The 26,505-nt window shown below is 64.0% G+C and carries 23 protein-coding genes, 1 tRNA gene and 1 rRNA gene; 20 read left to right on the top strand and 5 right to left on the bottom strand.

The window, feature by feature from the left end:
• Positions 1-18 precede the first annotated feature (18 nt).
• From folB to cls, 11 genes are all read left to right on the top strand, one after another.
• A complete protein-coding gene (folB, locus tag C3E77_RS12075) occupies positions 19-420 on the top strand; it encodes a dihydroneopterin aldolase (protein ID WP_108391858.1) in 402 nt (133 codons plus the stop codon).
• Positions 417-965, top strand: coding sequence for a 2-amino-4-hydroxy-6-hydroxymethyldihydropteridine diphosphokinase (gene folK / locus C3E77_RS12070; protein ID WP_108391857.1), 549 nt, complete (start codon positions 417-419; stop codon positions 963-965). The genes folB and folK overlap by 4 nt, the downstream gene beginning before the upstream one ends.
• On the top strand, positions 962-1,435 hold the full coding sequence (locus tag C3E77_RS12065; protein ID WP_108391856.1) for a DUF3180 domain-containing protein: 474 nt from the start codon (positions 962-964) through the stop codon (positions 1,433-1,435). The genes folK and C3E77_RS12065 overlap by 4 nt, the downstream gene beginning before the upstream one ends.
• The gene (locus C3E77_RS12060) at positions 1,398-2,060 is read left to right on the top strand and encodes a PH domain-containing protein (protein ID WP_234031201.1); all 663 of its coding nucleotides are present in this window, start codon (positions 1,398-1,400) and stop codon (positions 2,058-2,060) included. The genes C3E77_RS12065 and C3E77_RS12060 overlap by 38 nt, the downstream gene beginning before the upstream one ends.
• Positions 2,057-3,838 carry a PH domain-containing protein gene (locus C3E77_RS12055; RefSeq protein ID WP_108391855.1) on the top strand — a complete coding sequence of 594 codons (1,782 nt, stop codon included), beginning with the start codon at positions 2,057-2,059 and terminating at the stop codon, positions 3,836-3,838. The genes C3E77_RS12060 and C3E77_RS12055 overlap by 4 nt, the downstream gene beginning before the upstream one ends.
• A complete protein-coding gene (locus C3E77_RS12050; protein ID WP_108391854.1) occupies positions 3,835-4,563 on the top strand; it encodes a Rossmann-like and DUF2520 domain-containing protein in 729 nt (242 codons plus the stop codon). Before C3E77_RS12055 ends, C3E77_RS12050 begins: the two co-directional genes overlap by 4 nt.
• Positions 4,564-4,587: 24 nt before the next feature.
• Positions 4,588-5,448, top strand: coding sequence for a pantoate--beta-alanine ligase (gene panC, locus C3E77_RS12045; RefSeq protein ID WP_108391853.1), 861 nt, complete (start codon positions 4,588-4,590; stop codon positions 5,446-5,448).
• Positions 5,449-5,505: 57 nt separating this feature from the next.
• Positions 5,506-7,026 carry a lysine--tRNA ligase gene (lysS, locus tag C3E77_RS12040; protein WP_108391852.1) on the top strand — a complete coding sequence of 507 codons (1,521 nt, stop codon included), beginning with the start codon at positions 5,506-5,508 and terminating at the stop codon, positions 7,024-7,026.
• On the top strand, positions 7,023-7,166 hold the full coding sequence (locus C3E77_RS15450; protein ID WP_162924999.1) for a hypothetical protein: 144 nt from the start codon (positions 7,023-7,025) through the stop codon (positions 7,164-7,166). Before lysS ends, C3E77_RS15450 begins: the two co-directional genes overlap by 4 nt.
• 48 nt (positions 7,167-7,214) lie before the next feature.
• Complete coding sequence (locus C3E77_RS12035) at positions 7,215-7,424, top strand: hypothetical protein (RefSeq protein ID WP_108391851.1); 210 nt, start codon at positions 7,215-7,217, stop codon at positions 7,422-7,424.
• Between the two features lie 127 nt (positions 7,425-7,551).
• Entirely contained in the window at positions 7,552-8,982 is a 1,431-nt protein-coding gene (gene cls / locus C3E77_RS12030) for a cardiolipin synthase (RefSeq protein WP_234031363.1), read from the top strand.
• Positions 8,983-8,985: 3 nt separating this feature from the next.
• On the opposite strand, the gene C3E77_RS12025 is transcribed toward cls, so the two are convergent.
• From C3E77_RS12025 to C3E77_RS12015, 3 genes are all read right to left on the bottom strand, one after another.
• Positions 8,986-9,210, bottom strand: coding sequence for a helix-turn-helix domain-containing protein (locus C3E77_RS12025; protein WP_108391849.1), 225 nt, complete (start codon positions 9,208-9,210; stop codon positions 8,986-8,988).
• A complete protein-coding gene (locus tag C3E77_RS12020) occupies positions 9,210-9,824 on the bottom strand; it encodes a hypothetical protein (protein ID WP_108391848.1) in 615 nt (204 codons plus the stop codon). The genes C3E77_RS12025 and C3E77_RS12020 overlap by 1 nt, the downstream gene beginning before the upstream one ends.
• A gap of 177 nt (positions 9,825-10,001) precedes the next feature.
• Positions 10,002-10,817: a putative endonuclease domain-containing protein gene (locus C3E77_RS12015; protein WP_108391847.1), complete on the bottom strand. Its 816-nt coding sequence runs from the start codon at positions 10,815-10,817 to the stop codon at positions 10,002-10,004.
• 475 nt (positions 10,818-11,292) lie between these two features.
• Between C3E77_RS12015 and C3E77_RS12005 the strand changes: the two genes are divergently transcribed.
• Complete coding sequence (locus C3E77_RS12005; RefSeq protein WP_108391845.1) at positions 11,293-13,821, top strand: ATP-dependent Clp protease ATP-binding subunit; 2,529 nt, start codon at positions 11,293-11,295, stop codon at positions 13,819-13,821.
• 116 nt (positions 13,822-13,937) lie between these two features.
• Here the strand turns inward: C3E77_RS12005 and C3E77_RS12000 are convergent, their stop codons facing one another.
• Entirely contained in the window at positions 13,938-14,864 is a 927-nt protein-coding gene (locus C3E77_RS12000) for a Ppx/GppA phosphatase family protein (RefSeq protein WP_108391844.1), read from the bottom strand.
• 32 nt (positions 14,865-14,896) lie between these two features.
• Between C3E77_RS12000 and C3E77_RS11995 the strand changes: the two genes are divergently transcribed.
• The 4 genes from C3E77_RS11995 to C3E77_RS11980 all read left to right on the top strand — a co-directional run bounded on the left by C3E77_RS11995 (position 14,897) and on the right by C3E77_RS11980 (position 21,240).
• The gene (locus C3E77_RS11995; RefSeq protein ID WP_108391843.1) at positions 14,897-15,415 is read left to right on the top strand and encodes an amino-acid N-acetyltransferase; all 519 of its coding nucleotides are present in this window, start codon (positions 14,897-14,899) and stop codon (positions 15,413-15,415) included.
• A 212-nt stretch (positions 15,416-15,627) separates the two neighbouring features.
• Positions 15,628-20,115: an ExeM/NucH family extracellular endonuclease gene (locus C3E77_RS11990; RefSeq protein WP_108391842.1), complete on the top strand. Its 4,488-nt coding sequence runs from the start codon at positions 15,628-15,630 to the stop codon at positions 20,113-20,115.
• Positions 20,116-20,212: 97 nt separating this feature from the next.
• Positions 20,213-20,830, top strand: coding sequence for a hypothetical protein (locus tag C3E77_RS11985; RefSeq protein ID WP_108391841.1), 618 nt, complete (start codon positions 20,213-20,215; stop codon positions 20,828-20,830).
• Between the two features lie 23 nt (positions 20,831-20,853).
• Positions 20,854-21,240, top strand: coding sequence for an SseB family protein (locus C3E77_RS11980; protein ID WP_108391840.1), 387 nt, complete (start codon positions 20,854-20,856; stop codon positions 21,238-21,240).
• Positions 21,241-21,283: 43 nt separating this feature from the next.
• On the opposite strand, the gene radA is transcribed toward C3E77_RS11980, so the two are convergent.
• A complete protein-coding gene (gene radA / locus C3E77_RS11975) occupies positions 21,284-22,636 on the bottom strand; it encodes a DNA repair protein RadA (RefSeq protein WP_108391839.1) in 1,353 nt (450 codons plus the stop codon).
• 129 nt (positions 22,637-22,765) lie between these two features.
• On the opposite strand from radA, the gene C3E77_RS11970 reads away from it, so the two are divergent.
• The 4 genes from C3E77_RS11970 (at position 22,766) to C3E77_RS11955 (ending at position 26,451) form a co-directional block, all read left to right on the top strand.
• Positions 22,766-22,856, top strand: a tRNA-Ser gene (locus tag C3E77_RS11970).
• 172 nt (positions 22,857-23,028) lie between these two features.
• Complete coding sequence (locus C3E77_RS11965) at positions 23,029-23,469, top strand: hypothetical protein (RefSeq protein ID WP_162924998.1); 441 nt, start codon at positions 23,029-23,031, stop codon at positions 23,467-23,469.
• Positions 23,466-24,368, top strand: a complete 903-nt coding sequence (locus C3E77_RS11960) for a Cof-type HAD-IIB family hydrolase (RefSeq protein WP_108391837.1) — start codon at positions 23,466-23,468, stop codon at positions 24,366-24,368. Before C3E77_RS11965 ends, C3E77_RS11960 begins: the two co-directional genes overlap by 4 nt.
• Positions 24,369-24,926: 558 nt before the next feature.
• Positions 24,927-26,451: ribosomal RNA gene (locus C3E77_RS11955) — 16S ribosomal RNA — on the top strand.
• Positions 26,452-26,505: the final 54 nt, after the last annotated feature.

Below are 26,505 nucleotides of genomic sequence, written 5' to 3'. Positions count from 1 at the left end.
GCGCCGTAGAGTTGTCGGGTGACTACCGGCGACTCCATCACCCTCACGGGCATTCGTGTGCGCGCCCATCACGGCGTCTACGACTTCGAGCGGGAGGGCGGCCAGGACTTCGTCATCGACCTCACCGTGGGGATCGACCTCCGTCGTGCCGCACAGAGTGACGATGTCTCGGCGACCATCCACTACGGCGAACTCGCCGAACGGGTCGCTGCAGCCGTGGCATCCGACCCCGTCGACCTCATCGAGACCGTCGCCGAGAGGGTCGCCGGCATCGCCCTCTCCTACCCCGCAGCCCTCGACGTGCGAGTGACGGTGCATAAGCCGGATGCTCCCATCTCCGTTCCATTCGGCGACGTCGCCGTGACCATCGTGAGGTCAGCGGCCCCGCACCAGACCCCGACAACGGAGGGCCGCGCATGAGTCCCATCCCGAAGCCACCGATCCACCCGCCCGTGCGGCGCTCTTCCGAGCTCGGCGCGCGCGATGCCTCGGTGGTTCTCGCGCTCGGCAGCAACCTCGGCGACCGCGACGCGACACTTCGAGCTGCGCTCCGGCAGCTCGAAGCCGCCGGCATCTGGGTCCGGGCAGTGTCGACGTTCGTGGAGTCCGTCGCCGTGAAGCCCGGGGGACCTGACCCGTCGGCACCCGGCTACCTCAATGCCGTTGCCCTCGGGACCACTGACCTGAGCGCGCGCGACCTCCTCGCTGCGATCCACACAATCGAGCATGACCTGGGGCGAGTCCGGACCGAGCACTGGGGAGATCGGACGCTCGACATCGACATCATCACCTACGGTTCCCGCATTGTGAACGAACCGGATCTCGTGATCCCGCACCCGCGTGCGGCAGAAAGAGACTTTGTACTCGGGCCATGGCTCGAGGTCGAGCCTGATGCAGAGCTGCCGGGCCGTGGCAGGGTCGACGCCCTGCTTTCCTCGCTTCGGGACGCAGGGGGACCGGCATGACGCGCACCAGGGCAACGCCGCTGATCGGCCTTGCGGCGCTGGGACTCGCCATCGGTTTCCTCCTCGAGCTCGGCTCGGAGTCGACCGGCGGATCGCTGTTGATCCCGCCGATCAGTCTTCCGCTGACTCTCGTGGTTGTGGGTGCGATCATCGTCGGCTTCTCGCTGCCGATCCGGCGCGCCGTCACCGGCAGGTCGAAAAGGCCGGTTGATCCGTTCCAGTCCCTTCGGGTTGTCGCGCTCGCACGAGCGTCGTCGAGGGTGGGTGCGCTGCTCGCCGGGGTGGCGCTCGGGGCGCTGATTTATTTCACGACCAGACCCGTGATGCCCGGAGTAGGCTCGTTGTGGCTGACGATAGGCTCATGCATTGGGGCCGTGCTACTCGCGGTAGCTGGCCTGATTGCTGAACACCTGTGCACACTGCCGAAGGACGATGACGATGACGCACCCGGAGCACCTCCCGCTCGCTGACGAGGCGACGAACGCCCGGCAGGCCGGCATCGACGGGGTCGAGCAGGCACCCGCCTCCGCGCAGGCGTTCCCTGTGGCGCACCCGCAGGAAGAGCGGCCGGACGAGGCAGTCGAGTATCGCGGCGGGCCAACGGCAGACGCTCCCCGACGCCTCGATCTTGCGAACGTCGAGTGGCACCGCGTCTCGCCCAAGTACATCGTGGTCGACCTGCTCGGGTATGCCATCACCGCACTGGTCGTCCTCGTCGCTGCGATCGTCATGCACGTCGTTCTCGACCAGAACTGGGTCTGGTGGGTGGCCGGGCCACTCCTCGCCATCGATCTCATCTCGGGCGCACTTGCACCCCGTCGCATCCGCTCGATCGGCTACCAGCTCCGTGATGACGACCTCCTCTTCCGCCGAGGCATCATGTGGCAGCGGCTTGTCGCTGTTCCGTACGGGCGGATGCAGCTCATCGACATCAACCGCGGTCCGATCGCACGGGCGTTCGGGCTCGCCGAATTGAAGTTCGTCACCGCATCGGCGGCAACGGCGATCGTGATCCCCGGGCTTCCGATCGAGGAAGCCGAAGGCCTGCGCGACCACCTCGTCGCCGTGGCGGAGAGCAGACGGACAGGGCTGTGAGCGGCGAACGCGGCGCGAGCGGCATCCCCGACCCGTCGATGGTGCCCGGCGGGCAACCGGAGCCGGTGCAGGAGCCTGGTTTTGCGCAGCAGGCGGGCCCCGTGCAGCAGTCCGGTCCGGTGGAACAGTCGGATGCTGTGCAGTACCCGGATGCCGTTGGCGAGCGGTCGGCGGCGAGCGGGTCTGTCCGCGAGAATTCGCGCACCCTCACCGACGGCGAGTGGCACAGGCTCCACCCGGCAACGCCGCTGCTCAAGGGCGGCATCGCGCTCATCGCGATCGCGGGTTTCGTCATCGCCAACCTCCGGGAACGTCTCGTCGACATCTTCCTTCCCGGCCAGGGCGACGGACAGGGCGGCGGTCCCGAGGACGACGGCTCGCGCACCTACGAATACGACCCGCTCACCTACGTCTGGGAACACGGGTACGTGCCCATAGCGCTGGCCGGACTCTTCGTCGTGCTGCTGGTGATCATCGGCGGGTTCTTCCTGTCGTGGCGGATGCACACGTTCCGCGTCACCGACGAGGCGGTCGAGGTGAGGAGCGGCATCCTGTTCCGCACCCACCGGAAGGCGAAGCTCGACCGGATCCAGGGCGTCGGAATCAACCGGCCGTTCTTTCCCCGGATCTTCGGGGCGGCGAAGATGGACGTCAGCGTTGCCGGGCAGGATGCGAGCGTCAAGCTCGAGTACCTGTACTCGCGTGACGCGGATGACCTGCGGCGTGACGTTCTCACCCTCGCGAGCGGTGTGAAGCTCGCTGAGGCAGGTGTGGCGCCACGGCCCACGGTCGGACCGGACGGAGTCGAAGCTCCCACCGACCCGGCGCTCACCCGGCTCGTGACCGAACGCGTCAATGAGTTTCTCGCGCCGGAACTCGACCCCAACGCCGCACCACCGGAATCCGTCGTTCGCATCTCCATCGGCAGGCTGATCGGATCGACAGTACTGAGCGGCAGCACGGTCTTCCTCGTCGTGCTCGCCGTCGTGCTGATCGTCTCCCTCGTCAACGGACAGATCTGGGCGCTCTTCTGGTTCGTGCCCAGTGTCATCGGTTTCCTCAGCTACTACTGGTCGACGGTCATGAAGTCCCTCAGGTACAGCATCGCGAAAACACCGTCGGGCGTCCGGGTCGGGTTCGGACTGCTGTCGACGAGCAACGACACGCTTCCCCCCGGTCGGATCCACGCCGTCGAGATCTCGCAATCCGTGCTGTGGAGACCGTTCGACTGGTGGCAGGTGAAGATCAACAAGGCCGGGCTGTCGGCGGAGGCCGCGATGAGCGGAAAGGGCAACACGACGATCCTGCCCGTTGGAAACCTCACCGATGTCGCCCGCGTCCTCGAGCTGATCCTCGACGACGTCCACGCCGATGCGGCCCTCGCAGAAATGACCGCGGCGTTCCGCGCACCGCACACGTCGGGCTTCACCCTCGCGCCCCGTCGCGCCAGGTGGCTCAATCCGTTTGCGTGGCGACGTACCGGATACGCGGTGCACGACGGACTGCTCCTCTTCCGGCGGGGCGTGATCTGGCGCAGGCTCGACATCCTGCCCCTGGCCAGGATGCAGAGCATCGCCGTGTCGCAGGGTCCGCTCGAACGGGCGTTCCGGCTCGCGTCTGCACGCGTGCACACCATCGCAGGCCCGATCACGCCGACGCTTCCCGCGATCGGCTCGGATGAAGCTGTCCGGTTGTTCGAGCACGTCTCGAGCAGCGCCGTCCAGGCATCAGCCGCGGATCGCACGCACCGCTGGGCAGAGAACCGGGTCAGCGCGTGAGCGCGAGAGCCGGCCGTCTCGGCATCGGAATTATCGGTGCGGGCCACGTTGGCCCGATTCTCGGCGCAGCCCTCGCCGGGGCCGGGCACGCGATCATCGGAATCAGCGCCATCTCCGACGAGAGCAGGGACAGGGCCGAAGCCATCCTGCCGTCGGTGCCGATCCTCGAGATTCCCGACATCGTCGAGCGCAGCGAGCTGGTCATTCTCGCCGTTCCGGATGCCGAACTGCCCGCGCTCGTCGAGGGTCTCGCCGCGAGCTCGACCTGGCGGCCAGGCCAGCTCGTCGTGCACACCTCGCCCGGATCGGGCACCGCCGTCCTTGCGCCTGCGCAGGCGCTCGGCGCGATTCCCATTGCCATTCACCCCGCCATGGACTTCACGGGGACGAGCATCGATATCGGCCGGCTCAACGAGACCTGGTTCGCCGTGACGGCCCCGGCGCCCGTACAGCCGATCGGTCAGGCCCTCGTCGTCGAGATGGGCGGAGAGCCGGTGATCGTCGCTGAGGCGGACAGGGCCGCATACGCCGAGGCGATTGAGATCGCGACGGCATTCTCGAGGTCCATCGTCTCGCAGGCCACCGGCATCCTCTCAGAGATCGGTATCGAGCACCCAGGGGGCTTTCTGTCTTCCCTCGTTCGGTCATCCGTCGACAACGCACTTCGGGAGACGTCGAGGCCGGAACCCCTCGAGCCGCCGTACTTCGACGGCGACGGTCTGTAGCGACCGAGCGGGTACCATCGGGGAGTGACCGACAGTATTACCAGCATCCGTACCCGCATCGATGAGGCCCGCAGCGAGGCCGTTGCCCGGGGCATCCGGAAGCCCAGGGTCGTTCTCGTTCCCACCATGGGCGCGTTGCACGACGGACACCTGTCGCTGGTTCGCGAGGCGCAGGCGCTCGGTGACATCGTCGTCGTGTCGATCTTCGTGAACCCGCTGCAGTTCGGGCCGAGTGAAGACCTGTCGACCTACCCCCGCACGCTCGAACGCGACACGGCGAAGCTCGCCGAGGCCGGCGTTCACCTGGTCTTCGCTCCCACGGCCGCCGAAATGTACCCGGATGGCGACGTCGGCACACGCGTGACTGCCGGCGAGGTCGGCACCATCCTCGAGGGGCGCACTCGACCAGGCCACTTCGACGGTGTGCTGACCGTGGTCTCCAAGCTGTTCCACATCGTGTCACCGGATGTCGCGGTGTTCGGCGAGAAGGACGGCCAGCAGCTGTTCCTCGTCAAGCGCATGGTGCGGGACCTCAACTTCCCGCTCGAGGTGCACGGCGTGAGCACGGTGCGTGCAGAAGACGGCCTCGCCCTCTCGAGCAGGAACGCCTTCCTCTCCGACAGCGAGCGGCAGGCAGCCCTCGCGCTGTCGCGCGCGCTCGAGGCGGCGGCATCCGCTGGCCAGCAGGGCGTCGATGCGGTGCTGGCTGCCGCACACTCGGAGATCGACGGTGAAGCGCTCGTTGAACTCGACTATTTTGCCGCCGTCGACCCGGCCACGTTCTCGCCGGTTGACGAGGGCTACACCGGCCCCGTTCTCGCGCTCGTCGCGGCGCGTGTCGGAACCACCCGGCTGATCGACAACCGGACCATCGTCGTTTCCTGATCCCTGCTGCGAGCCGGTGCCCGTAAACTTAACCGACCCCACAAGGAGACGTCCCGAATGACTCACGCCCCAACCGCCGCCGAGGCCACCGAACCGACCGCCGAGGAGATCTTCGAGCAGAAGGCCGTGCGGCTGGCGAAGCGCGAACGCCTCATCGAGAGCGCAACGGATGCCGCAGGCGGGGCTTACCCGGTAAGCGTTCCCGTCACGACGACGATCCCCGAGGTCCGCGCGAAGTTCGGGCACCTCGAAGCCGACGAGACGACGGGGGAGACCGTCGGCATTGCCGGGCGCATCGTGTTCCTCCGCAACACGGGCAAGCTCTGTTTCGCAACGCTCCAGTCCGGCGACGGAAGCCGGATCCAGGCGATGGTGTCGCTCGCCGAAGTCGGTGCAGAGTCGCTCGCCGAATGGAAGGAACTCGTCGACCTCGGCGACCACCTCTTCGTCTCCGGTGAAGTCATCTCCAGCCGCCGCGGCGAGCTCTCCGTCATGGTGCGCGAGTGGACGATCGCGTCGAAGGCGATCCTCCCGCTGCCGAACCTGCACAACGAACTCAGCGAGGAGAGCCGGGTACGCAGCCGGTACCTTGATCTCATCGCCCGCGACCAGGCGCGCCAGAACGTCATCATGCGATCGAAGACCGTCTCGAGCCTGCGGCACACCTTCACCGAGCGCGGCTTCCTCGAGATCGAGACGCCGATGCTCCAGGTGATGCACGGTGGAGCATCCGCTCGGCCGTTCACCACCCACTCGAACGCCTTCGATACCGACCTCTACCTGCGGATCGCGCCGGAGCTCTACCTCAAGCGCGCCGTCGTTGGCGGCATCGACCGGGTCTACGAGATCAACCGCAACTTCCGCAACGAAGGCGCCGACTCCACGCACAGCCCCGAATTCGCGATGCTCGAGGCGTATGAGGCATACGGCGACTACAACTCCATCGCCGACCTGACCCAGACGCTGATTCAGGATGCCGCCCTCGCGGTCTCCGGATCGCACACCGTGACGTGGGCCGACGGTACCGAATACGACCTCGGTGGCGACTGGGCGCGGATCTCGATGTTCGAGAGCCTCAGCGAGGCTGCCGGAGTCGAGATCACGCCGGAGACGCCGCTCGAGGAGCTCAAGGCTCTCGCCGACCGCGAGGGAATCGTCGTTCCCCACCCGATCCACGGCAAGTACGTCGAGGAACTGTGGGAGCACTTCGTCAAGGGCGGCCTCGTTGCGCCGACCTTCGTCATGGACTTCCCGGTGGACACCTCCCCGCTGGTCCGTGCGCACCGCTCGAAGGCCGGTGTGGTCGAGAAGTGGGACCTCTACATCCGTGGTTTCGAACTGGCAACCGGATACTCGGAGCTCGTCGACCCCGTCGTGCAGCGTGAGCGTTTCGTCGAGCAGGCCCGCCTCGCAGCGGGCGGCGACGTCGAGGCCATGCGTCTCGACGAGGAGTTCCTCCGCGCCCTCGAGCACGGCATGCCCCCGACCGGCGGAATGGGCATGGGAATCGACCGCCTGCTGATGGCACTCACCGGACTCGGGATCCGGGAAACCATCCTCTTCCCCCTGGTGAAGTGATGAACGACTTCCTGCCGAAAGACGTGACGGACCCCAGGGACCCGAAGAAGCCGTCGGGAAACCGCATCGCCATCTGGGTGATCGTCGGTGGCGTCGGACTGTATCTGCTGCTCAGCGGCATCTGGGGCATCCTCACCTAGCCTGCCCACAGCATCCGTTCACCAGAACCGGGGTATTCTTAGGCTGTCATGGACAATTTCTGGTTAAACGCGTTGTGGTCGCTCGCTCCGACCGTCCTGGTCGGGCTGGTCTTCTGGGTCATCATGCGCGCGATCATTCGATCGGACCGTGACGAGCGGGCCGCATACGCGAAGGTGGAAGCATCGGAACGCGCCCGCCTCGGCCTACCGGCCCAGGACCCCCACTCCGCGGGTGGGTCGCGCGAGGCGGCGAACTGATCCGTCACCGCTGACGGATAGGCTGGCTGTCACTACCCAATGACAGGAGCGGTTCGTGGACGTTGCGTCATTCTGGGCCGGCTTCTGGGCCTGGGCCGCCACGGCCTTCACCGGTAACTGGACGCTCATTCTCTTCTGGGCCGTCGACTTCATCATCCGGGTGATCGCTGTCATTGTTGTTCCCCGCAACCGACGGCCGTCTGCGGCGATGGCGTGGCTTCTCGCCATCTTCCTCATCCCATACGTCGGGGTCATCGCATTCATCCTGATCGGAAACCCGAAACTCCCGCGGTATCGCCGGAACATTCAGGACGAGATCAACGAGTTCATCAGGATCGCCGCCGAGAATCTCCCCAAGCAGGAGCTGCGGCCGAACCCACCCGCCTGGTTCTCCTCGCTCGTGCAGCTGAACCGCAACCTCGGCGCGCTGCCGCTGCTCGGCGGCAACGAAGCCAGGATGCTCGCCGATTACAACCACACGCTCGATGCGATGACGGCGGCGGTCGACGCCGCGGCGGTTTCCGTCAACGTCGAGTTTTACATCCTCAGTTGCGACAAGACCACCGAGCCGTTCTTCGAGGCGCTCGAGCGAGCGGTCGCGCGGGGCGTTACCGTGCGAGTGCTGCTCGATCACGTCGCCAACCTGCGTACCAAGGGCTATCTCAAGACGAAGCGCCGCCTCGATGAGATCGGCGCCGACTGGCACCTGATGCTCCCGCTGCAGCCCTGGCGCTGGAAATTCCAGCGACCTGACCTTCGCAATCACCGCAAGATCCTCGTCGTCGACGGACTCGTCGCCTTCCTCGGGTCGCAGAACGTGATCGATCGCTCGTACAACAAGCGCGGAAACATCCGTCGTGGGCTGCAATGGCAGGAGCTTGTTGCTTACGTCGAAGGGCCTGTCGTCGGCGGCATCCAGGCGATCTTCCTCAGCGACTGGTACAGCGAAACCGGCGAACTGCTCTCGAGCGAGATCGACCTGGTCGACCCCGACAACGAGGATGGCCACCTCGATTGCCAGGTCGTGCCGAGCGGCCCGGGGTTCGACGGGGAGAACAACCTGCGGCTCTTCCTCGGCCTGCTCTATTCAGCCCAGAAGCGCATCGTGATCACCAGCCCGTATTTCGTGCCTGACGAATCGATGCTTTACGCCATCACCACCGCGGTGCAGCGCGGCGTTCCCGTCGATCTGTTCGTGTCGGAGGTCGGCGACCAGGCGCTCGTCTACCACGCACAGCGTTCGTATTACGAGGCGCTGCTTCGCGCCGGCGTGCGGATCTACCTGTACCCGGCCCCATACATCCTTCACGCCAAGCACTTCACCATCGACGACGACGTCGCCGTCATCGGATCGAGCAATATGGATATGCGCTCGTTCGGGCTCAACCTCGAGGTGTCGCTGATGGTCAGGGGCGACACGTTCGTGAGGGATATGCGCGCGGTGGAAGACGAGTACCGGGTGAAGAGCCGGGAGCTCACGCTCGACGAATGGATGAAGCAGCCGCTTCGCTCCACGGTGCTCGACAACCTCGCCCGGTTGACGTCGGCGCTGCAGTAGCGGTCAGGCGCGCACGAGCACGTCGCCGACCTCACAGCCGAGGACGTCGCAAATCGCGACCAGGGTCGAGAACCTGATCGCCCTCGCCCGATCGTTCTTCAGCACAGAGAGGTTGACGATACTGATGCCGACCCGCTCGCTGAGCTCGGTGAGGGTCATTCCTCGTTCCGCGAGCAGTTCGTCGAGACGGCAGTGGATGCCTGTCGGCTCGTCGTCCGCGCCGCCCACTAGATGAGGCCTTCTGCGTCGCGCTGCAGCCGTTCGCCAGCCTTGAAAGCGAGCGCGACAGCCGCGAGGGCGATCGCAGCGAAGTAGGGAATGACGTTGCCGGTCGCAACCGCGCCGTCATAGCTGCCCTGGCTGAGGGTTGCGAAAGCGCCGTTCGTCCCCATCGTCGTGAAGAGGTTGCTCAGGGTCGTGCCTGCGATGAGGGCAATTGACACCGTAAAGACGAGGCGGGTGTTGGTGCGTGAGAACGCGTTTCCGGTCATGAGGTTGCGGCAGAGCAGCATGGCGCTTGCCACGATGACGAGGGTCATGGCCAGCTCGACGAGGACGGCGGCGACGAGCGACACGACCACAATGACCGGGAGGTCAGACACTGTCAGCCACGCCGAGTCGACGCGAACGTCCACCATCGCGCCGTCGGGCCCGAGCGGGAGCGCGGTAACGGTGTCGAAGAACGGGGCGAGAACGTCCACATCGGTGTTCGGCACGATCGACGCGATCCGCACGATGGCGTTCACCAGCACGAACACGGCGACCATGACGCCGACGACGATCACCGTCCACAGGTCGGCGCGGTCCGAACGGGTGGGACGGGCGGTGACTTCGGTTTCCATGACGCTTCCTAACGATTATCGATAACAACGACAATCGATAAGCTAGTGACCGCGAGAGTTGCTGTCAAGCGTGGCCGGGCGTGCTGTGCCGCTCACGCCCCGGGGTTGGCGCTTTCACATGCCGCAAAACCGCGGAATGCGTTGGCCATTCAGCGATTTTGCGGCATGTGAAGTAGTTCACGCGCGCCAGCCCCGGGAGATGAGTGCCTGCCGAACCCGATCCACGAGTTCCGAAGGCCGTGCAAGCAGTGCTGACGTGACCTGGATGACGATCCAGCCAGCGGTGCGGAGCGCTTCGATGCGCTCGACGTCCTTCGCGTAACGTGCGCCGTGCATTTGCCCCTGGTACTCGATTGCGACGCGATAATGCGGATATGCCATATCAACGCAGGCCAGGAAGCCGAGCGGGCCGTCGATATCGAGGTTCAGCATCGGTTCGGGCAGACCCGCTGTGGTCAGGAGAATCCGGCAGAGCGACTCTCGAGGTGACCACGAGTCCTCGCGAATCATTCCGAGAGCTGTGCGAAGCCGGGCGACGCCGACCCGGCGTCCGGCGTCCAGCGCTGCCGCGAGTTTCGTGCGTGTGGTCAGCGGAGGACGCCCGACATTCGGGCGAAGAAATCCCTGACGCCACTCGCGGCAGAAGTAGTCGCCGATCACGACGAGGTCTTCGACAGCCAAGACGCCGAGTGATGCCCACACCGAGGCAGGAGAAGCCACCCGGAGTTCGTCGATGAGGGTCGTCGTTGTCAGTCGAGGGTCCGCGCGATGCCCACGGATGCCACGGCACCGCGGGAGCGGATCATTGCCGAATACCGCAACATCGAGGAGGGAGTCTACGACGCGTGGTGTTGGCGCGCCCCAGAGTTGGGCGGCGGTGACGTGGCTGAAGAACTCGACGGGACGCATGCGCACGGCGTAGGCGCGCGCCATTGTTCGCACCTCTTCGGCGCGCGCCTCGAATTCGTCGAGCCCCGAGGCATCCGTCTTCACAGTCGTTTGGACTCGGGAACGCACGCCATGAAATGGGGCAGTGAGATCACGACGGGAGAGACGGTCGGCGTTGACGCCGGCGTCGCGAGCCTGAACAGCGCTAAAGACAGGGTCGAGCTGTTGCGGGAGAGGGGTGGGGTGTCTCATCTCGGGATGCTGGCACGAACGGTGACCGCGCTGCGGGCGTTATCCACAGGGCGGGGCGGATGCCGGTTCGCGTCAGGGTGAGAGATGGGTGCGGGGTGCGGGCGGACGTTTGCAGGTTGCGTGAATGAGGGGTGCGGGCGTTTGGGAGGCTGGGTTTCTCTGATTCACGGCGAAAGTCACATCTTTGAGGATGCCTGGCTGAGGGCTGCCGCCTTTCACGGCGCTTCGCGCCGTGCGCGCAGAGCGAACACAGGAGTTTTCCTCAGCCCCGGAAGTTACTCTTTTTGTACGGCACCCCCAACCCTGCCCGGGTGCCCAAGGAGCGAACATGTTTGAGAGATTTACCGACCGCGCTCGTCGCGTCGTTGTCTTGGCCCAGGAAGAGGCCAAGATGCTCAACCACAACTACATCGGAACCGAGCACATCCTGCTCGGTCTCATCCACGAGGGCGAGGGCGTTGCCGCAAAGGCGCTCGAGTCGCTCGGCATCTCGCTGGATGCCGTTCGTGAACAGGTCCAGGACATCATCGGTCAGGGCCAGCAGCAGCCCACCGGCCACATCCCCTTCACGCCGCGTGCCAAGAAGGTGCTCGAGCTCTCGCTCCGCGAAGCACTCCAGCTCGGCCACAACTACATCGGAACCGAGCACATCCTGCTCGGTCTCATCCGCGAGGGTGAGGGCGTTGCCGCGCAGGTTCTCGTCAAGCTCGGCGCCGACCTCAACCGTGTTCGCCAGCAGGTTATTCAGCTGCTCTCGGGTTACCAGGGCAAAGAAGCTGCTCCCGTCGGTGGCAACACCACGGAGACCACGGCGCAGGGTGGCTCGCAGATCCTCGACCAGTTCGGCCGCAACCTGACCCAGGCTGCCCGCGACAACAAGCTCGACCCGGTCATCGGCCGTGAAAAGGAAATCGAGCGGGTCATGCAGATCCTCTCGCGTCGCTCGAAGAACAACCCGGTTCTCATCGGAGAGCCCGGCGTCGGAAAGACTGCCGTCGTCGAGGGTCTCGCCCAGGCGATCGTCAAAGGCGATGTGCCCGAGACGCTGAAAGACAAGCAGCTTTACTCGCTCGACCTCGGCTCGCTCATCGCCGGAAGCCGCTACCGCGGTGACTTCGAAGAGCGCCTCAAGAAGGTCACCAAGGAGATCCGCAGCCGCGGCGACATCATCATCTTCATCGACGAGATCCACACCCTCGTCGGCGCGGGTGCCGCTGAAGGCGCGATCGATGCTGCAAGCATCCTGAAGCCTCTCCTCGCTCGTGGTGAGCTGCAGACCGTCGGTGCGACAACGCTCGACGAGTACCGCAAGCACTTCGAGAAGGATGCCGCGCTCGAGCGCCGGTTCCAGCCGATCCAGGTCAACGAGCCGTCCCTCCCGCACACGATCAACATCCTCAAGGGATTGCGCGACCGGTACGAAGCGCACCACAAGGTGTCCATCACGGATGGTGCACTCGTTGCCGCGGCGAACCTCGCTGACCGTTACGTTTCTGACCGGTTCCTGCCCGACAAGGCGATCGACCTGATCGACGAGGCCGGCGCACGCCTGCGTCTCTCGATCCTCTCGAGCCCGCCAGAACTGCGTGAGTTCGACGAGAAGATCTCGGTCGTCCGCGGAGCCAAGGAAACGGCGATCGAAGACCAGGACTTCGAAAAGGCAGCATCGCTGCGCGACGAGGAGAAGAACCTCCTCGGTGAGCGACTCCGCCTCGAGAAGCAGTGGCGCTCGGGTGACGTGAAGACGACGGCGACCGTCGACGAAGGTCTCATCGCCGAAGTTCTCGCGCAGGCCACCGGCATCCCGGTCTTCAAGCTCACCGAAGAAGAGTCGAGCCGACTGGTCTTCATGGAGAAGGCGCTGCACCAGCGCGTCATCGGCCAGGAAGAAGCCATCTCGGCACTGTCCAAGACGATCCGACGCACCCGCGCCGGTCTGAAGGACCCCAAGCGTCCCTCCGGTTCGTTCATCTTCGCCGGCCCGACCGGTGTCGGAAAGACCGAGCTCGCCAAGGCACTCGCCGAGTTCCTGTTCGACGACGAAGACGCCATCATCTCGCTCGACATGAGTGAGTACGGCGAGAAGCACACGGTCTCACGACTGTTCGGTGCTCCTCCCGGATTCGTCGGCTTCGAAGAGGGCGGTCAGCTGACCGAGCGCGTTCGCCGCAAGCCGTTCAGCGTCGTGCTCTTCGATGAGATCGAGAAGGCACACCCCGACATCTTCAACTCCCTCCTCCAGATCCTCGAAGAGGGACGGATGACGGATGGCCAGGGCCGCGTTGTCGACTTCAAGAACACCGTCATCATCATGACCACGAACCTCGGTTCGAAGGGCATCGCTGGCGGACCGGTCGGATTCCAGGTCGAGGGCGACACCGTCGCCACCTACCAGATCATGAAGGCCAAGGTCACCGAAGAGCTCAAGAAGCACTTCAAGCCCGAGTTCCTCAACCGCGTGGACGACACCATCGTGTTCCCGCAGCTGTCGAAGCCGGAGCTCCTCCAGATCGTCGACCTGTTCGCGAAGCGACTGAGCGAGCGACTGCTCGACCGCGACATGACGATCGACCTGACCCTCGCGGCGAAGGAACGCCTCATCGAGGTCGGCTTCGACCCCGCTCTCGGAGCTCGGCCGCTGCGCCGCGCGATGCAGAACGAGGTGGAAGACCGCCTGAGCGAGCGCATCCTCAACGGACAGCTCAACGCCGGAGACCACGTCCACGTGGACTTCGCCGACGGCGAGTTCGTCTTCGACACCAAGCCGCGCGGTGAAACCGTCGGCGCAGGGGTCAACTCGGGTCGTTCAATCGGCACGGGGTCCGCGACCCCCGATCTCGCGATCGGCAACGCCTAAGCACGAGTAGTACGACAAAGGCCCGGAGGAGAAATCCTCCGGGCCTTTCGCGTACCCGACGGGTTCTGGCCCCGGCCCGGTTCCAGGTCCGGGGGATCAGGTCAGGTTCCGGACGCTCAGTTCAGGTGGTCGAGGTAGCGCAACAGCACGCCCTCGCGCGTTGCCCAGGGCGACACGTCGAGCTCGCGCACTCCGAACGTGGCCATTGCCTCGCTGAGCACGATGCCGCCGGCCACGATCTGGAACGTCCGATCGGTGGTGATGCCCGGAAGTTCGGGCCGTGCTGCCGCCGGAATCCGCGCGAGCCTCGGAACCCAGTCGTCGAGCTGGCTGCGGCGCAGTCGCGCTCGGTCATCGTCGCCGATGCCGTCGACGACACTGCCGGCGAGCCGCGCTAATGACCGGATGGTCTTTGACGAGCCAACGACGTGAGTCGGTTTTGGCAGCCCCTTGAATGCAGTCTTCGCCTCGGAGAGCACCGCTCGCGCGTGTCGCCTGAGTGCGTCCTGCTGGGCCTCGGTCGGCGGGTCGTCGTGGAGAAAGCCGACGGTCGTTCGTCCGGCGCCGAGGGGGAGTGACAGTGCCACGTCAGCTTCCTCGTTTTCACCGAGCGCAATCTCCAAGGATCCACCGCCGATATCGAAGAGCAGAATGTTCCCGGCCGACCAGCCGTACCAGCGGCGAACGGCGAGGAAAGTGAGCTTCGCCTCTTCTTCGCCGCTGAGGATCTGCAGCGTCAATCCGGTTTCCCGTTCGATCAGATCGATGACTTCAGGACCATTGGTCGCCTCGCGAATAGCGGAGGTCGCCATCGGCAGCACCTCGTCCAGATTGCTCCCCTTGGCGATCCGCGCAGCTTCACCGATCGCGGCGACGAGCGCGACGATGCCCTCCTCGGTGATCGAACCGTCTGTGTCCAGGTACCGCATGAGGCGGAGAACCGACTTGTGCGAGGCCTCCGCGACAGGTCGCGCACCCGGGTGGGCGTCGACAATGAGCAGGTGGACAGTGTTCGAACCGATGTCGAGTACTCCGAGGCGCATATCGAAACAGTACAGGTCACTAAACTTTGAGAATGACCGAACCAGGAGCATCCGAATACCTGGTTCGCCGTGCACGCACGTCGGATGTCCCCGCGATCCAGAAGCTCATCGAGCCCCTCGTTGCCGAGCGGATCCTTCTTGGCAAGGAACGCGTGGTGTTTTACGAGGCGGTGCAGGAGTTCCGTGTTGCGACGCTCGCCGACGGCACGCTGATCGGTTGCGGTGCATTGCACGTCATGTGGGAGGACCTCGGCGAGATTCGCACCCTCGCCGTCGCGAACGAGTGGCTCGGCCACGGTGTCGGCCGGGCGATCCTTCAGACGCTCGAGAACGACGCCCGCGAGCTGGGGCTTCGACGGCTCTTCTGCCTCACCTTTGAGGTGCCCTTCTTTACGAAGAACGGATTCCGTGAGATCGGTGAAGAGATCATCGATCCGGCGATCTACTCCGAGATGGTCCGTTCCACTGACGAAGGTGTTGCGGAGTTCCTCGACCTCGCCAGGGTAAAACCCAACACCCTCGGTAACAGCCGGATGCTGAAACTGCTCTGACAGCGATCTGCCCGCTCCTGCTCATCCGTTGTACCTCTTGCGGGGGGTTCCGCTGGGCCGCTAGCTTTTACGCACTGTTTACTTTCCCGGTGATCACGCGTTAATAGAGCCGCTCTATCGTGAGTTGGAGTTGGCCGCATTGCTCTGTCGGTGGCGCAACGAGGCGCTTTCGCAGAACGCGTCATCACCGTGAAAACACCCCAGGGAGATCAATGTTGCTGTCCAAACGCGGCTGGCGCGCCGCCGCTCTTGCATCGCTGATGGGGCTCGTCGCAGCTCCGCTTTCGGCCCTCCCGGCTGCGGCCGCTCCCGACGGGTCAGGAGTGGTCATCAACGAGGCGTATCTTTCGGGCGGCAGCGCGGGAGCCGCGTACTCGACGAAGTTCATCGAGCTGTACAACCCCACAAGCGCCGCCGTTGATCTGTCCGGCTGGTCTGTGCAATACCGGTCCGCGACGGGCGCAGCGGCGCCGAGCGGTGTGCTTCCGCTGAGCGGCACCATCGGCGCTGGCGGGTATTACCTCGTCGCTGGCGGGAGCAACGGCGCCAACGGTGCCGCGCTTCCCACCCCTGACGCGTCGAGCGGCAGCATCAACACGGGCGGCGCTGGCGGGACGATCATCCTCGCGAACACCCCGACAGCGGTGACGCTGCCCGTCGGCAACGTCGCTGGCAACACCGCGGTCGTCGACCTGCTCGGGTACGGCACCTCGAACACGTTCGAGACGGCGGCGGCAGCCGCGCCCGCCGGGAACACCGACGTCAAGTCGCTCGGCCGCACGGCATTCGCAGACACCGACAGCAACGCCAGCGATTTCACATTGTCCGCTACGATCACGCCGCAGAGCACCGCGGACAGTACAGACCCCACCGACCCGACCGATCCCACAGACCCCACCGACCCGACCGATCCCACCGACCCCACTGATCCGACCGATCCCACCGACCCGGAGTTGCTGAGCATCGCTGAGGTTCAGGGCACCGGTGACGCGAGCCCGTGGGTTGGCGCAACGGTCACGACCACCGGAGTCGTGACTGCCGCATACGCGACCGGTGGATTCAACGGCTATTACATCCAGACGCCAGGGTCAGGCGGCGACCTCGCCGACCACGTGGCATCCGATGGAATCTTCATCTACTCGCCGTCGACCGTCGCAGACGTTGCCACAGGACAGCACGTCGAAGTGACCGGCGTTGTTGGCGAATACAACGGGCTCAGTCAGCTCACCGTTGAGGCAGGCGGGCTCACACAGCTCGATCCGGCCACGGCGCCGGTGCCCGCAGCAGTGGCATACCCGGGAACCGCCGCCGAGCGCGAAGCATTCGAGGGGATGCTGCTGGCGCCGGTCGGGGACTACACGGTGACCGACGTTTACGACACCAACGGGTTTGGAACCATCGGGCTCACCGCATCGTCGACGCCGCTGGTCAACCCGACGGTCCTCGGTCTGCCCGGGAGCGCAGAGCACGCGGCAGCCCAGGCGCGGTTTGCCACCGAGCTCGTTCTTCTCGACGACGGCGCAACGACCAACTTCCTGTCGTCGGCCAACAACGGAGCGAACCGGAACATCCCGCTGCCGTACCTCTCCACCGAGGCCCCGGTCCGCGTCGGTGCAGCGGTCACCTTCACGTCGCCTGTCGTACTCGACTACCGGTTTGACAGCTGGTCGTTCCAGCCGACCGCGCAGCTCACCGGGGAGAACGCTGCGACAGTCCAGCCGGTGACCTTCGAGAACACCCGCACCGATGCGCCCGAAGACGTCGGTGGCGACATCACCCTCGGAACGTTCAACGTGCTCAACTACTTCGCGACCACGGGCGCCGACCGCTCGGGGTGCACGTTCTACACGGACCGCGCCGGAAACCCGGTCACCGTGAACAATTCGGATGCCGCCGGCTGCGGCGTTCGTGGAGCCGCCGACGCCGAGAACCTCGAACGCCAGCAGGCCAAGATCGTGTCTGCGATCAACGCGCTCGACGCTGACGTGGTTTCGCTCGAAGAGATCGAGAACTCCGCGTCCATCGGCAAGGACCGTGACTACGCGTTGAGCGTCCTCGTCGACGCCCTCAACGAGTCAGCGGGGAGCGACGTCTGGAACTTCGTGCCGTCACCCGCCGATGTGCCCGCAGACGAAGACGTGATCCGAACCGCATTCATCTACCAGACGGCATCCGTCGAGACGGTCGGTGAGACACGAATCCTCCTCGACTCGCCCGCGTTTACCAACGCCCGCGAGCCCGACGCGCAGGCGTTCAAGCCCGTCGGCGGGGATGATGCCGAAACCTTCCTGGTCATTGCCAACCACTTCAAGTCGAAGAGCGACTCAGGGGCCACCGGTGACAACATCGACACCGGCCAGGGCGCGTACAACGGCGACCGCACCCGCCAGGCCACGGCCCTTGTCGACTTCGCTGACGAGGTATCGGGCGAGCTCGACACGAGCAACGTCTTCCTCGTGGGTGACTTCAACTCATATGCCAAAGAAGACCCGATCGCCGTTATCGAAGCGGCCGGTTACATCAACCAGGGAGCGAAGACCGGTGAGGAGACGTACACCTTCGGCCAGGCGATCGGTTCCCTGGACTATGTGTTCGCGTCAGCCGCCGCTAACTCGCTGGTGACGGATGCTGATATCTGGAACATCAATTCAGTGGAGTCGATCGCGCTCGAGTACTCGCGATACAACTACAACGCGACCAACTTCTACTCGCCCGACCCCTACCGTTCGAGCGACCACGACCCCATGCTCGTTGGCATCGACTTCAGCCCGACGAGCGTCGTGAACCTGCTGAACATCAACGACTTCCACGGCAGGATCGACGCCAATACCGTGAAGTTCGCTGGAACAATTGAGCAGCTCAAGGCCCAGTTCGGCCCGGAGTCAACGCTCTTCCTCTCGGCCGGCGACAATATCGGCGCCTCGTTGTTCGCGTCGAGCGCCCTGCAGGACCAGCCGACGATCGATGTACTCAACGCGCTCGGCCTCGCGGCGGCAGCCGTTGGTAACCACGAGTTCGACCAGGGTTACGACGATCTCGTCGACCGCGTGATGAACGGCGGCCAGAACGCGAGATTCCCGTACCTGGGGGCGAACGTCTATGACGCGGGAACTTCGACACCGGCGCTCCAGGAATACGCGCTGTTCGAGGTCGACGGTGTCACGGTTGGAGTTGTCGGTGCCGTCACCGAGGAAACCGCGTCGCTCGTCTTGCCCGCTGGCATAGCCGGTCTCGAGTTCGGTGACCCCGTCGACGCCGTGAACCGGGTCACCGCTCAGCTTTCCGATGGAGACGACGCCAACGGAGAGGCCGATGTCATCGTCGCGGAATACCACGAGGGTGCGGGGGCAGGCGCGCCCGACGGTGCAACCCTCGAGGAGGAGATAGCCGCTGGCGGAGCCTTTGCCGACATCGTGACTGAAACGAGTGCTGAGGTCGACGCGATCTTCACCGGTCACACCCACAAGCGCTACGCGTGGGATGCTCCCATTCCTGGTGGCGAGGGAACCAGGCCGATCCTGCAGACCGGCAGCTATGGCGAGTTCGTCGGCCAGATCACGCTCCAGGTCGATACCCTCACCGGTGAGGTGGCGAGCTATACGGCGCAGAACGTCGCCCGCGTCACGACAGACGATGCAACCCTGATTGCGCAGTACCCCGCGGTGGCCGTCGTCGACCGGATCGTTCGATCCGCAATCGCCGAGTCGGATGTCATCGGCCGGCAGGTCGTCGGCTCCGCGACGGCACCGATTACGACGGCATTCAGCAATGGGGTCCGCGATGACCGCTCGTCCGAGTCCACGCTCGGCAATTTTGTGGCCGACGCACTCGTTGATTCGCTCGCGGCGCCGGAACGAGGCGGGGCCGAAATCGGCGTCGTCAACCCCGGTGGCCTGCGGGCCGACCTGGACGCTGGCGACATCACGTACGCCGAAGCGAATGCTGTGCTCCCGTTCCTGAACAACCTGGGCACCACCTCGCTGACCGGCGACCAGTTCAAGGTCATGCTCGAGCAGCAGTGGCAGCGCACGGCCGAGGGCGCTGTGCCGACCCGGCCGTACCTCCAGCTCGGGCTGTCGAACAACGTGACGTACACATTCGACCCTGCGCGCGCGGAGGGCGACCGCATCACGAGCATCACGGTGAACGGGGAGCCGATCGATCCGAGCCGCAGTTACCGCATCGGCTCGTTCAGCTTCCTGCTTCAGGGTGGTGACAACTTCCACGTCTTCACCAGTGCAACTGATACGAGGGATTCCGGTCTCGTGGACCGGGACGCCTGGATCTCGTACCTCACGGCGAACAGCCCGGTTTCGCCGACCTTCGACCGGCGTTCGGTTCAGGTCACCGGCATTCCTGCCGGACCGGTTTCCGCGGGTTCCTCGGTCACTCTCACCCTGTCGAAGCTCGACCTCACCTCGCTTGGCAGCCCGGCCAACACCAGCGTGAGCGCGGTGATCAACGGCGCGACGGTCGCTACATCACCGGTAACGGCCGGGGCTGCGACGGTCACCTTCACGGTGCCTGCCGGGACGGGTCCGACGACCGTGGTTCTCACGGCGGCGGAGTCGGGGACAACGGTGACCATCCCTCTCACTGTTGCTCCGGATGAACCACCGGCGCAACCGACGCCGATCGAGAAGGTCATCGCCGCGATCAAGAAGATCATCGGCTGGCTTGCGCGGTTGCTCGGCTGGTAGAACGAGCGCTTGAGCGCATCGACGCGCGGCGGGCCGCAATCGCGACCCTCCGCGCGTCTTTGCGTGCGCTCCGGATGCCTCTGGTTATCCTGATTCCATGGCCACCCGGGAGACACGAGAGAAGCGAAGCGTCTACGTTCGCCGACGGCTGCTTGTCCTGGCCGGGTTGCTCGCCGTCATTGCGATCATCGTGCTTGTGATCTGGAAGCCGGGGTCGACGTCCGGTTTCGAACCCACGCCGAAGGCCTCTGCGTCAGCGAAACCGAGCGCCGCGCCGTCTCCGACGGAAGAGGCGACCGGCGAAGTAACGGATTGCTCGGAAAAGAACGTGCTCGTCGAGGCCATGACCGATCAGGGGAGTTACGGCGCAAACGAGCTTCCCCAGTTGTCGTTGCAGATTACGAACACGGGAAAGAACGCCTGCTCGATCAACGTGGGCACCAGCCAGCAGGTCTTCACCATCACCAGTGGTACCGATGTCTACTGGACCTCGACCGATTGTCAGGTGGAACCGGCGGATGCTGTCGTCCAGCTGGAGCCGGGTCAGACTGTCGCGTCGAGCACCCCGATTGCGTGGGACAGGACCCGATCGAGCACGACGACCTGCGACGGGGAGCGTCCCCCGGTTCCGTCTGACGGTGTGTCGTACCATCTCGCAACCTCCGTCGCGGGCTTCGAGAGCGCCGAGACCAAGCAGTTCATGATCACTGGCTGACCCGCGCCTGCGAAGATAGAGGCATGCCGAAAAAGAAGCCGGAGTTCCGGTCACAGGTTCTCGCAGAAGCCCTCGAACAGCAGGACATGGCGGCCGTCGCTTTCGCACTCAGGAATGACAGGATGGTCGTCCCCCTTGTAAAGCCTGGTCAGCGCGACAAGCCGACCGACGCCGGTGAGGTGTGGACATACAAGCAACCGGAAACCGGGCGCCTCGCGCTGCTGATCTTCAGCGATGCGGCCAATAAGCCGGCTGCGCTGCCCCCGTTCGTCGGCCTCCAGGACGGCGCCTGGCTGCACACCTTCCTCCGGACGCACGGACAGGACATCGAAACCGTCTTCTTCGACATCGCCGGGCCGCATCCGATGCAGGCGACGCCCGACGAAATTCTTCGCGTCCTCGCCCTTTAGGCAGCGGTTTATCGGTCACATCGCGCCGAGCATCCGTTGTGGCCTAAAACACCGCGTCGAGTTCACGGTCGAACGGGGTTCCTGCTGACTTTTTCGCAACGTCGAGTGCCTCGCGGATGCTGCCGGTGCGGGCATCCACTATCGTCCGGTAGCCCAGGCGAGTGGCCTCCGACGTTCGCTGGCGCGCGGCGCTGACGGGCCGCACCTCGCCCGCGAGCGAAATTTCGCCGAACGCGGCGAAGCTGTGCGGAACTGCGTAGCCGAGCGCGGCGGATGCGAGCGCGATGGCGATGGCGAGGTCTGCGCCGGGCTCGTTGAGTCGGACACCACCCACCGTCGAAACGTAGATGTCTTTGTCGTGGAGACGAATCCCCGCACGCTGGTCGAGCACGGCGAGCAGCATGGCGACGCGGGAAGAATCGACGCCGTTGGTGACGCGCCGCGGGTTCGGCGCGCTGGTCTCAAGCACCAGTGCCTGAATCTCGACCGGAAGCGCACGTTTGCCCTCCATCGATACGGTGACGCAGGTGCCGGATACCGTGATGCCGCGGCTGAGGAAGAGCGTGCTCGGGTCAGGCACTTCGGCGATGCCGTCGCCGGTCATCTCGAAGCACCCCACCTCGTCGGTGGGTCCGAAGCGATTCTTGAGCGCGCGCACGAATCGGAGTGACGTGTGGCGGTCGCCTTCGAACTGGCACACGACGTCAACGAGGTGTTCGAGCAGGCGGGGGCCTGCGATGCTGCCGTCTTTCGTGACGTGGCCAACGAGCAACACGGGAAGCCCGCGTTCTTTTGCAACCCTGATCAGGGTCTGGGCGACTTCGCGCACCTGGCTTGGTTGCCCGGCAATGCCGTCGGACAGCGAACTCGACACGGTCTGAACCGAGTCGACGATGAGGAGCTCGGGCTTCACCGCGTCGATCTGACCCAGCACAACACCGAGGTCGGTCTCGGCAGCGAGGAAGAGGTTGTCGCTCAACGCGCCCGTGCGGCGAGCCCGCAGCTTCACCTGGTTGACCGACTCCTCTGCGCTGACGTAGAGCACACGGGACTTGGCCTTCGCGGCGCGGGCGGCGACCTCGAGCAGGAGTGTGGATTTTCCGACGCCGGGCTCGCCGGAGAGAAGTATTGCGGCCCCTGGCACGATACCTCCGCCGAGCACGCGGTCGAACTCATCGATCCCGGTCGGCCAGTGTGAGACGTCGGCCTCGGTCACCTCGGTGATCGGGCGAGCGGATCGGTCGGCAGAGACGGTGGTGGCAGTAAGACGTTGTCCGGCGTCGGCTGTGGCGTCGATGACGGTTCCCCACTGCTGGCACTCGCCGCATCGGCCCGCCCACTTCGCGGATTGCCAGCCGCACTCGGTGCACTTGAATGTCGACGTCGGTTTAGCCATGGTCAGAGCTTAACCTCGACGTCGGACATCACTGGTCCCCGCGCGCGAGCGGGGCAGAACCGACTCGAGGTCCCCAGCGGCATCCGCCCCGATTCGCGCAGGCATGAAGGATCTACTACACTCGACGGCGGTGACGTGTCCGAGCGGCCGAAGGTGCAACTCTCGAAAAGTTGTGTGCGTCTAAAGCGCACCGTGGGTTCAAATCCCACCGTCACCGCCACCACGAAGGCCCCGAATCCCCTGAAATCAGAGGGTGTCGGGGCCTTTGTCATTTGCTCGAGGGGTTAATCGTGGACCCTCGACGTCGGGTCCGCTAGTGTCGGCTCAACGCGAAGGAGCCCCATGACCGGTCCGGAATCATCGTGGCGCATCAGAGGCTCATCATCGTGCACATGACACCGACGACTCCCTGGCGATGGCAACAGCAGGCCGCAATTTACGGATGCTTTGCCCTGTTCCTGATCGGTGAGGTCTTCGCCCTTGACGCGCAACTTAAACAGTTCAGTTTTGGTGGCCCGCTTACGCCCAGGAACATCGAGGGAAGAGTTCAGATGATGTGGGTTGCGATCGCCTTCATCGCACTTGCAGGGATCATCGGGGTGGTCGGGAAAAACCTGTGGATCGCCGGTGTGCTTCTCATCCACTCGATATCGATGCTGCTGTGGTTCAACTCAGGGTGGAGCTCAACCGTCGCGCCGACGGTACTTGTTTGTTTCACGTTGTGGGTCGTTTGGACTGTGAGGTCGATACGCAGCCGTCGTCGACACCGGTCGTCTGGTATCCAGGGAGACACCAGCCCCGCCGCAGCATCCGTCCGTAAAATGATCGGGTGACTGATAACGCGCCCATTCTTGGCCTCCTGCTCGATGTTGACGGACCGATTGCGAGCCCGGTGAGCCGCAGCATCGCCATTCCGAGCATCGCTGGTGATCTCGTGGAGTTGGCCAATGCCGGTATCCCGGTCGCGTTCAACACCGGCCGCTCGGATGCATTCATCAGAGAGCAGGTCGTCCCTCAACTCCTCGCACGCGGCCTCGATGCCACAGCCAGGGTGTGGGCGGTGTGCGAGAAGGGCGCGGTGACGACGCGCATCACCCCGGAGGGAATGGGCGAGATCACCGTCGACACCACGCTCGCAATGCCCGATGCATACAGTGCTGCTATCCGGGAACTCGTCGAGTCACGGTACTCGGAGGTGGTGTACTTCGACGAGACCAAACGCGCCATGGTGTCCGTCGAGCAGCTGACCTCCATATCGGCGGAAGAGTATGCCGCGGTTCGCGAGAGTTTCGACGCGGACGCCGCTCACGTCTTCGAGCGCCTCGACCTGGGTTACGAGTGGAACACGGAACGGCACCCTGACGCCGATGGTGCGGTGCCCTATCGCATCGACCCGACGATCATCTCGACTGACATTGAGTCAGTGCGCCTCGGCAAGGACCTTGGGGCGCAGAAGTTCCTGGATCTGCTGACCCAGGACGGGGGAGCGGTACCGCAGTCGTGGCGGACACTCGGTGATTCTCGAACCGACTACGCCATGGCTGACTGGTTGCATGCCCACGGATTCGACGTTGCACACGTTGACGTCCGGCCGGCCGATGGGGTTCCAGACACTCCGTACCCGGTCCGATACCACCCGACGCTCATTCACGACGAGGCGGGTGCCGTGTATCTCGGTCGCTGGGTCGGGATGCTCCGGGGTGACGAGAACGACGACGCGAAGATTGCCTAGATCTCGGCGTTCTGTCCTCACGGTGTGACCGCGTCAGGAGCCGACACGCCCGGCGTGTACGTGCAATTTGCCGGAGTGACGAAAGCCAACGTAGAGTAACTACTCGTCACCCCAAAGGTGCGGCTGAGCTTAGCTCGCCGGCCTCATGCGGGACCACCTCCCACTCTCAGAATGTTCCGAATTTCGGATGCTATTTTGATGGTGGGATTCCTGGCTCCTCTCTCGAGCTTTTGGCCTTCCGAATCACTTCGGATGCTGTCAGAACTGCTGAGAAAGGGTGCTAAGGTAGAGAAGTTGCCCTGCGGAGCAGCCCGAGAGGGTGAAAAGCGGGAGCATCCGATCCTTGAGAACTCAACAGCGTGCACAATGTCAAATGCCAAATACCCGTTGACTCGACCTTTTCTGGTTGGGTTACGGATTCCTTTGGAAAACATTTAAACAACAAAGCAAGTCAGTAATGATTTGTTCTGTCAGTTTCAAACTCGCGGTTTCTGAACCTATTCCGGTTCGTTACCGCAAACAATGTGCCGGTCACTTCGGTGGTCGTGCAATTAAACATTTACGGAGAGTTTGATCCTGGCTCAGGACGAACGCTGGCGGCGTGCTTAACACATGCAAGTCGAACGATGAAGGAGAGCTTGCTCTCCGGATTAGTGGCGAACGGGTGAGTAACACGTGAGTAACCTGCCCTTGACTCTGGGATAAGCGTTGGAAACGACGTCTAATACCGGATACGAACCGCGAAGGCATCTTCAGTGGTTGGAAAGAATTTTGGTCAAGGATGGACTCGCGGCCTATCAGGTAGTTGGTGAGGTAATGGCTCACCAAGCCTACGACGGGTAGCCGGCCTGAGAGGGTGACCGGCCACACTGGGACTGAGACACGGCCCAGACTCCTACGGGAGGCAGCAGTGGGGAATATTGCACAATGGGCGAAAGCCTGATGCAGCAACGCCGCGTGAGGGACGACGGCCTTCGGGTTGTAAACCTCTTTTAGCAGGGAAGAAGCGAAAGTGACGGTACCTGCAGAAAAAGCACCGGCTAACTACGTGCCAGCAGCCGCGGTAATACGTAGGGTGCAAGCGTTGTCCGGAATTATTGGGCGTAAAGAGCTCGTAGGCGGTTTGTCGCGTCTGCTGTGAAAACTGGAGGCTCAACCTCCAGCCTGCAGTGGGTACGGGCAGACTAGAGTGCGGTAGGGGAGATTGGAATTCCTGGTGTAGCGGTGGAATGCGCAGATATCAGGAGGAACACCAATGGCGAAGGCAGATCTCTGGGCCGTAACTGACGCTGAGGAGCGAAAGGGTGGGGAGCAAACAGGCTTAGATACCCTGGTAGTCCACCCCGTAAACGTTGGGAACTAGATGTGGGGACCATTCCACGGTCTCCGTGTCGCAGCTAACGCATTAAGTTCCCCGCCTGGGGAGTACGGCCGCAAGGCTAAAACTCAAAGGAATTGACGGGGGCCCGCACAAGCGGCGGAGCATGCGGATTAATTCGATGCAACGCGAAGAACCTTACCAAGGCTTGACATATACGAGAACGCGCGAGAGATCGTGAACTCTTTGGACACTCGTATACAGGTGGTGCATGGTTGTCGTCAGCTCGTGTCGTGAGATGTTGGGTTAAGTCCCGCAACGAGCGCAACCCTCGTTCTATGTTGCCAGCACGTAATGGTGGGAACTCATGGGATACTGCCGGGGTCAACTCGGAGGAAGGTGGGGACGACGTCAAATCATCATGCCCCTTATGTCTTGGGCTTCACGCATGCTACAATGGCCAGTACAAAGGGCTGCAATACCGCGAGGTGGAGCGAATCCCAAAAAGCTGGTCCCAGTTCGGATTGAGGTCTGCAACTCGACCTCATGAAGTCGGAGTCGCTAGTAATCGCAGATCAGCAACGCTGCGGTGAATACGTTCCCGGGCCTTGTACACACCGCCCGTCAAGTCATGAAAGTCGGTAACACCCGACGCCGGTGGCCTAACCCTTTATTGGGAGGGAGCCGTCTAAGGTGGGATTGGTAATTAGGACTAAGTCGTAACAAGGTAGCCGTACCGGAAGGTGCGGCTGGATCACCTCCTTTCTAAGGAGCACGTGCCAGTCCGTCTGTATACAGCGGAATTCACTGGCCAGTCAG

Source organism: Mycetocola zhujimingii (assembly GCF_003065425.1).
Classification (GTDB): Bacteria; Actinomycetota; Actinomycetes; order Actinomycetales; family Microbacteriaceae; genus Mycetocola_A; species Mycetocola_A zhujimingii.
This window is presented reverse-complemented; position numbering and strand designations above follow the sequence as displayed.

Bases quoted from the DNA above. Each gene is read 5' to 3' on its own strand.
- C3E77_RS11965 (WP_162924998.1), top strand. From the start codon at position 23,029: ATGACACCGACGACTCCCTGGCGATGGCAACAGCAGGCCGCAATTTAC.
- C3E77_RS12060 (WP_234031201.1), top strand. From the start codon at position 1,398: ATGACGATGACGCACCCGGAGCACCTCCCGCTCGCTGACGAGGCGACG.
- C3E77_RS12035 (WP_108391851.1), top strand. From the start codon at position 7,215: ATGGACAATTTCTGGTTAAACGCGTTGTGGTCGCTCGCTCCGACCGTC.
- C3E77_RS12020 (WP_108391848.1), bottom strand. From the start codon at position 9,824: ATGGAAACCGAAGTCACCGCCCGTCCCACCCGTTCGGACCGCGCCGAC.
- C3E77_RS11990 (WP_108391842.1), top strand. From the start codon at position 15,628: ATGTTGCTGTCCAAACGCGGCTGGCGCGCCGCCGCTCTTGCATCGCTG.
- C3E77_RS11980 (WP_108391840.1), top strand. From the start codon at position 20,854: ATGCCGAAAAAGAAGCCGGAGTTCCGGTCACAGGTTCTCGCAGAAGCC.
- C3E77_RS11995 (WP_108391843.1), top strand. From the start codon at position 14,897: ATGACCGAACCAGGAGCATCCGAATACCTGGTTCGCCGTGCACGCACG.
- radA (WP_108391839.1), bottom strand. From the start codon at position 22,636: ATGGCTAAACCGACGTCGACATTCAAGTGCACCGAGTGCGGCTGGCAA.
- C3E77_RS12065 (WP_108391856.1), top strand. From the start codon at position 962: ATGACGCGCACCAGGGCAACGCCGCTGATCGGCCTTGCGGCGCTGGGA.
- folK (WP_108391857.1), top strand. From the start codon at position 417: ATGAGTCCCATCCCGAAGCCACCGATCCACCCGCCCGTGCGGCGCTCT.
- C3E77_RS12005 (WP_108391845.1), top strand. From the start codon at position 11,293: ATGTTTGAGAGATTTACCGACCGCGCTCGTCGCGTCGTTGTCTTGGCC.
- C3E77_RS11985 (WP_108391841.1), top strand. From the start codon at position 20,213: ATGGCCACCCGGGAGACACGAGAGAAGCGAAGCGTCTACGTTCGCCGA.
- lysS (WP_108391852.1), top strand. From the start codon at position 5,506: ATGACTCACGCCCCAACCGCCGCCGAGGCCACCGAACCGACCGCCGAG.
- C3E77_RS12000 (WP_108391844.1), bottom strand. From the start codon at position 14,864: ATGCGCCTCGGAGTACTCGACATCGGTTCGAACACTGTCCACCTGCTC.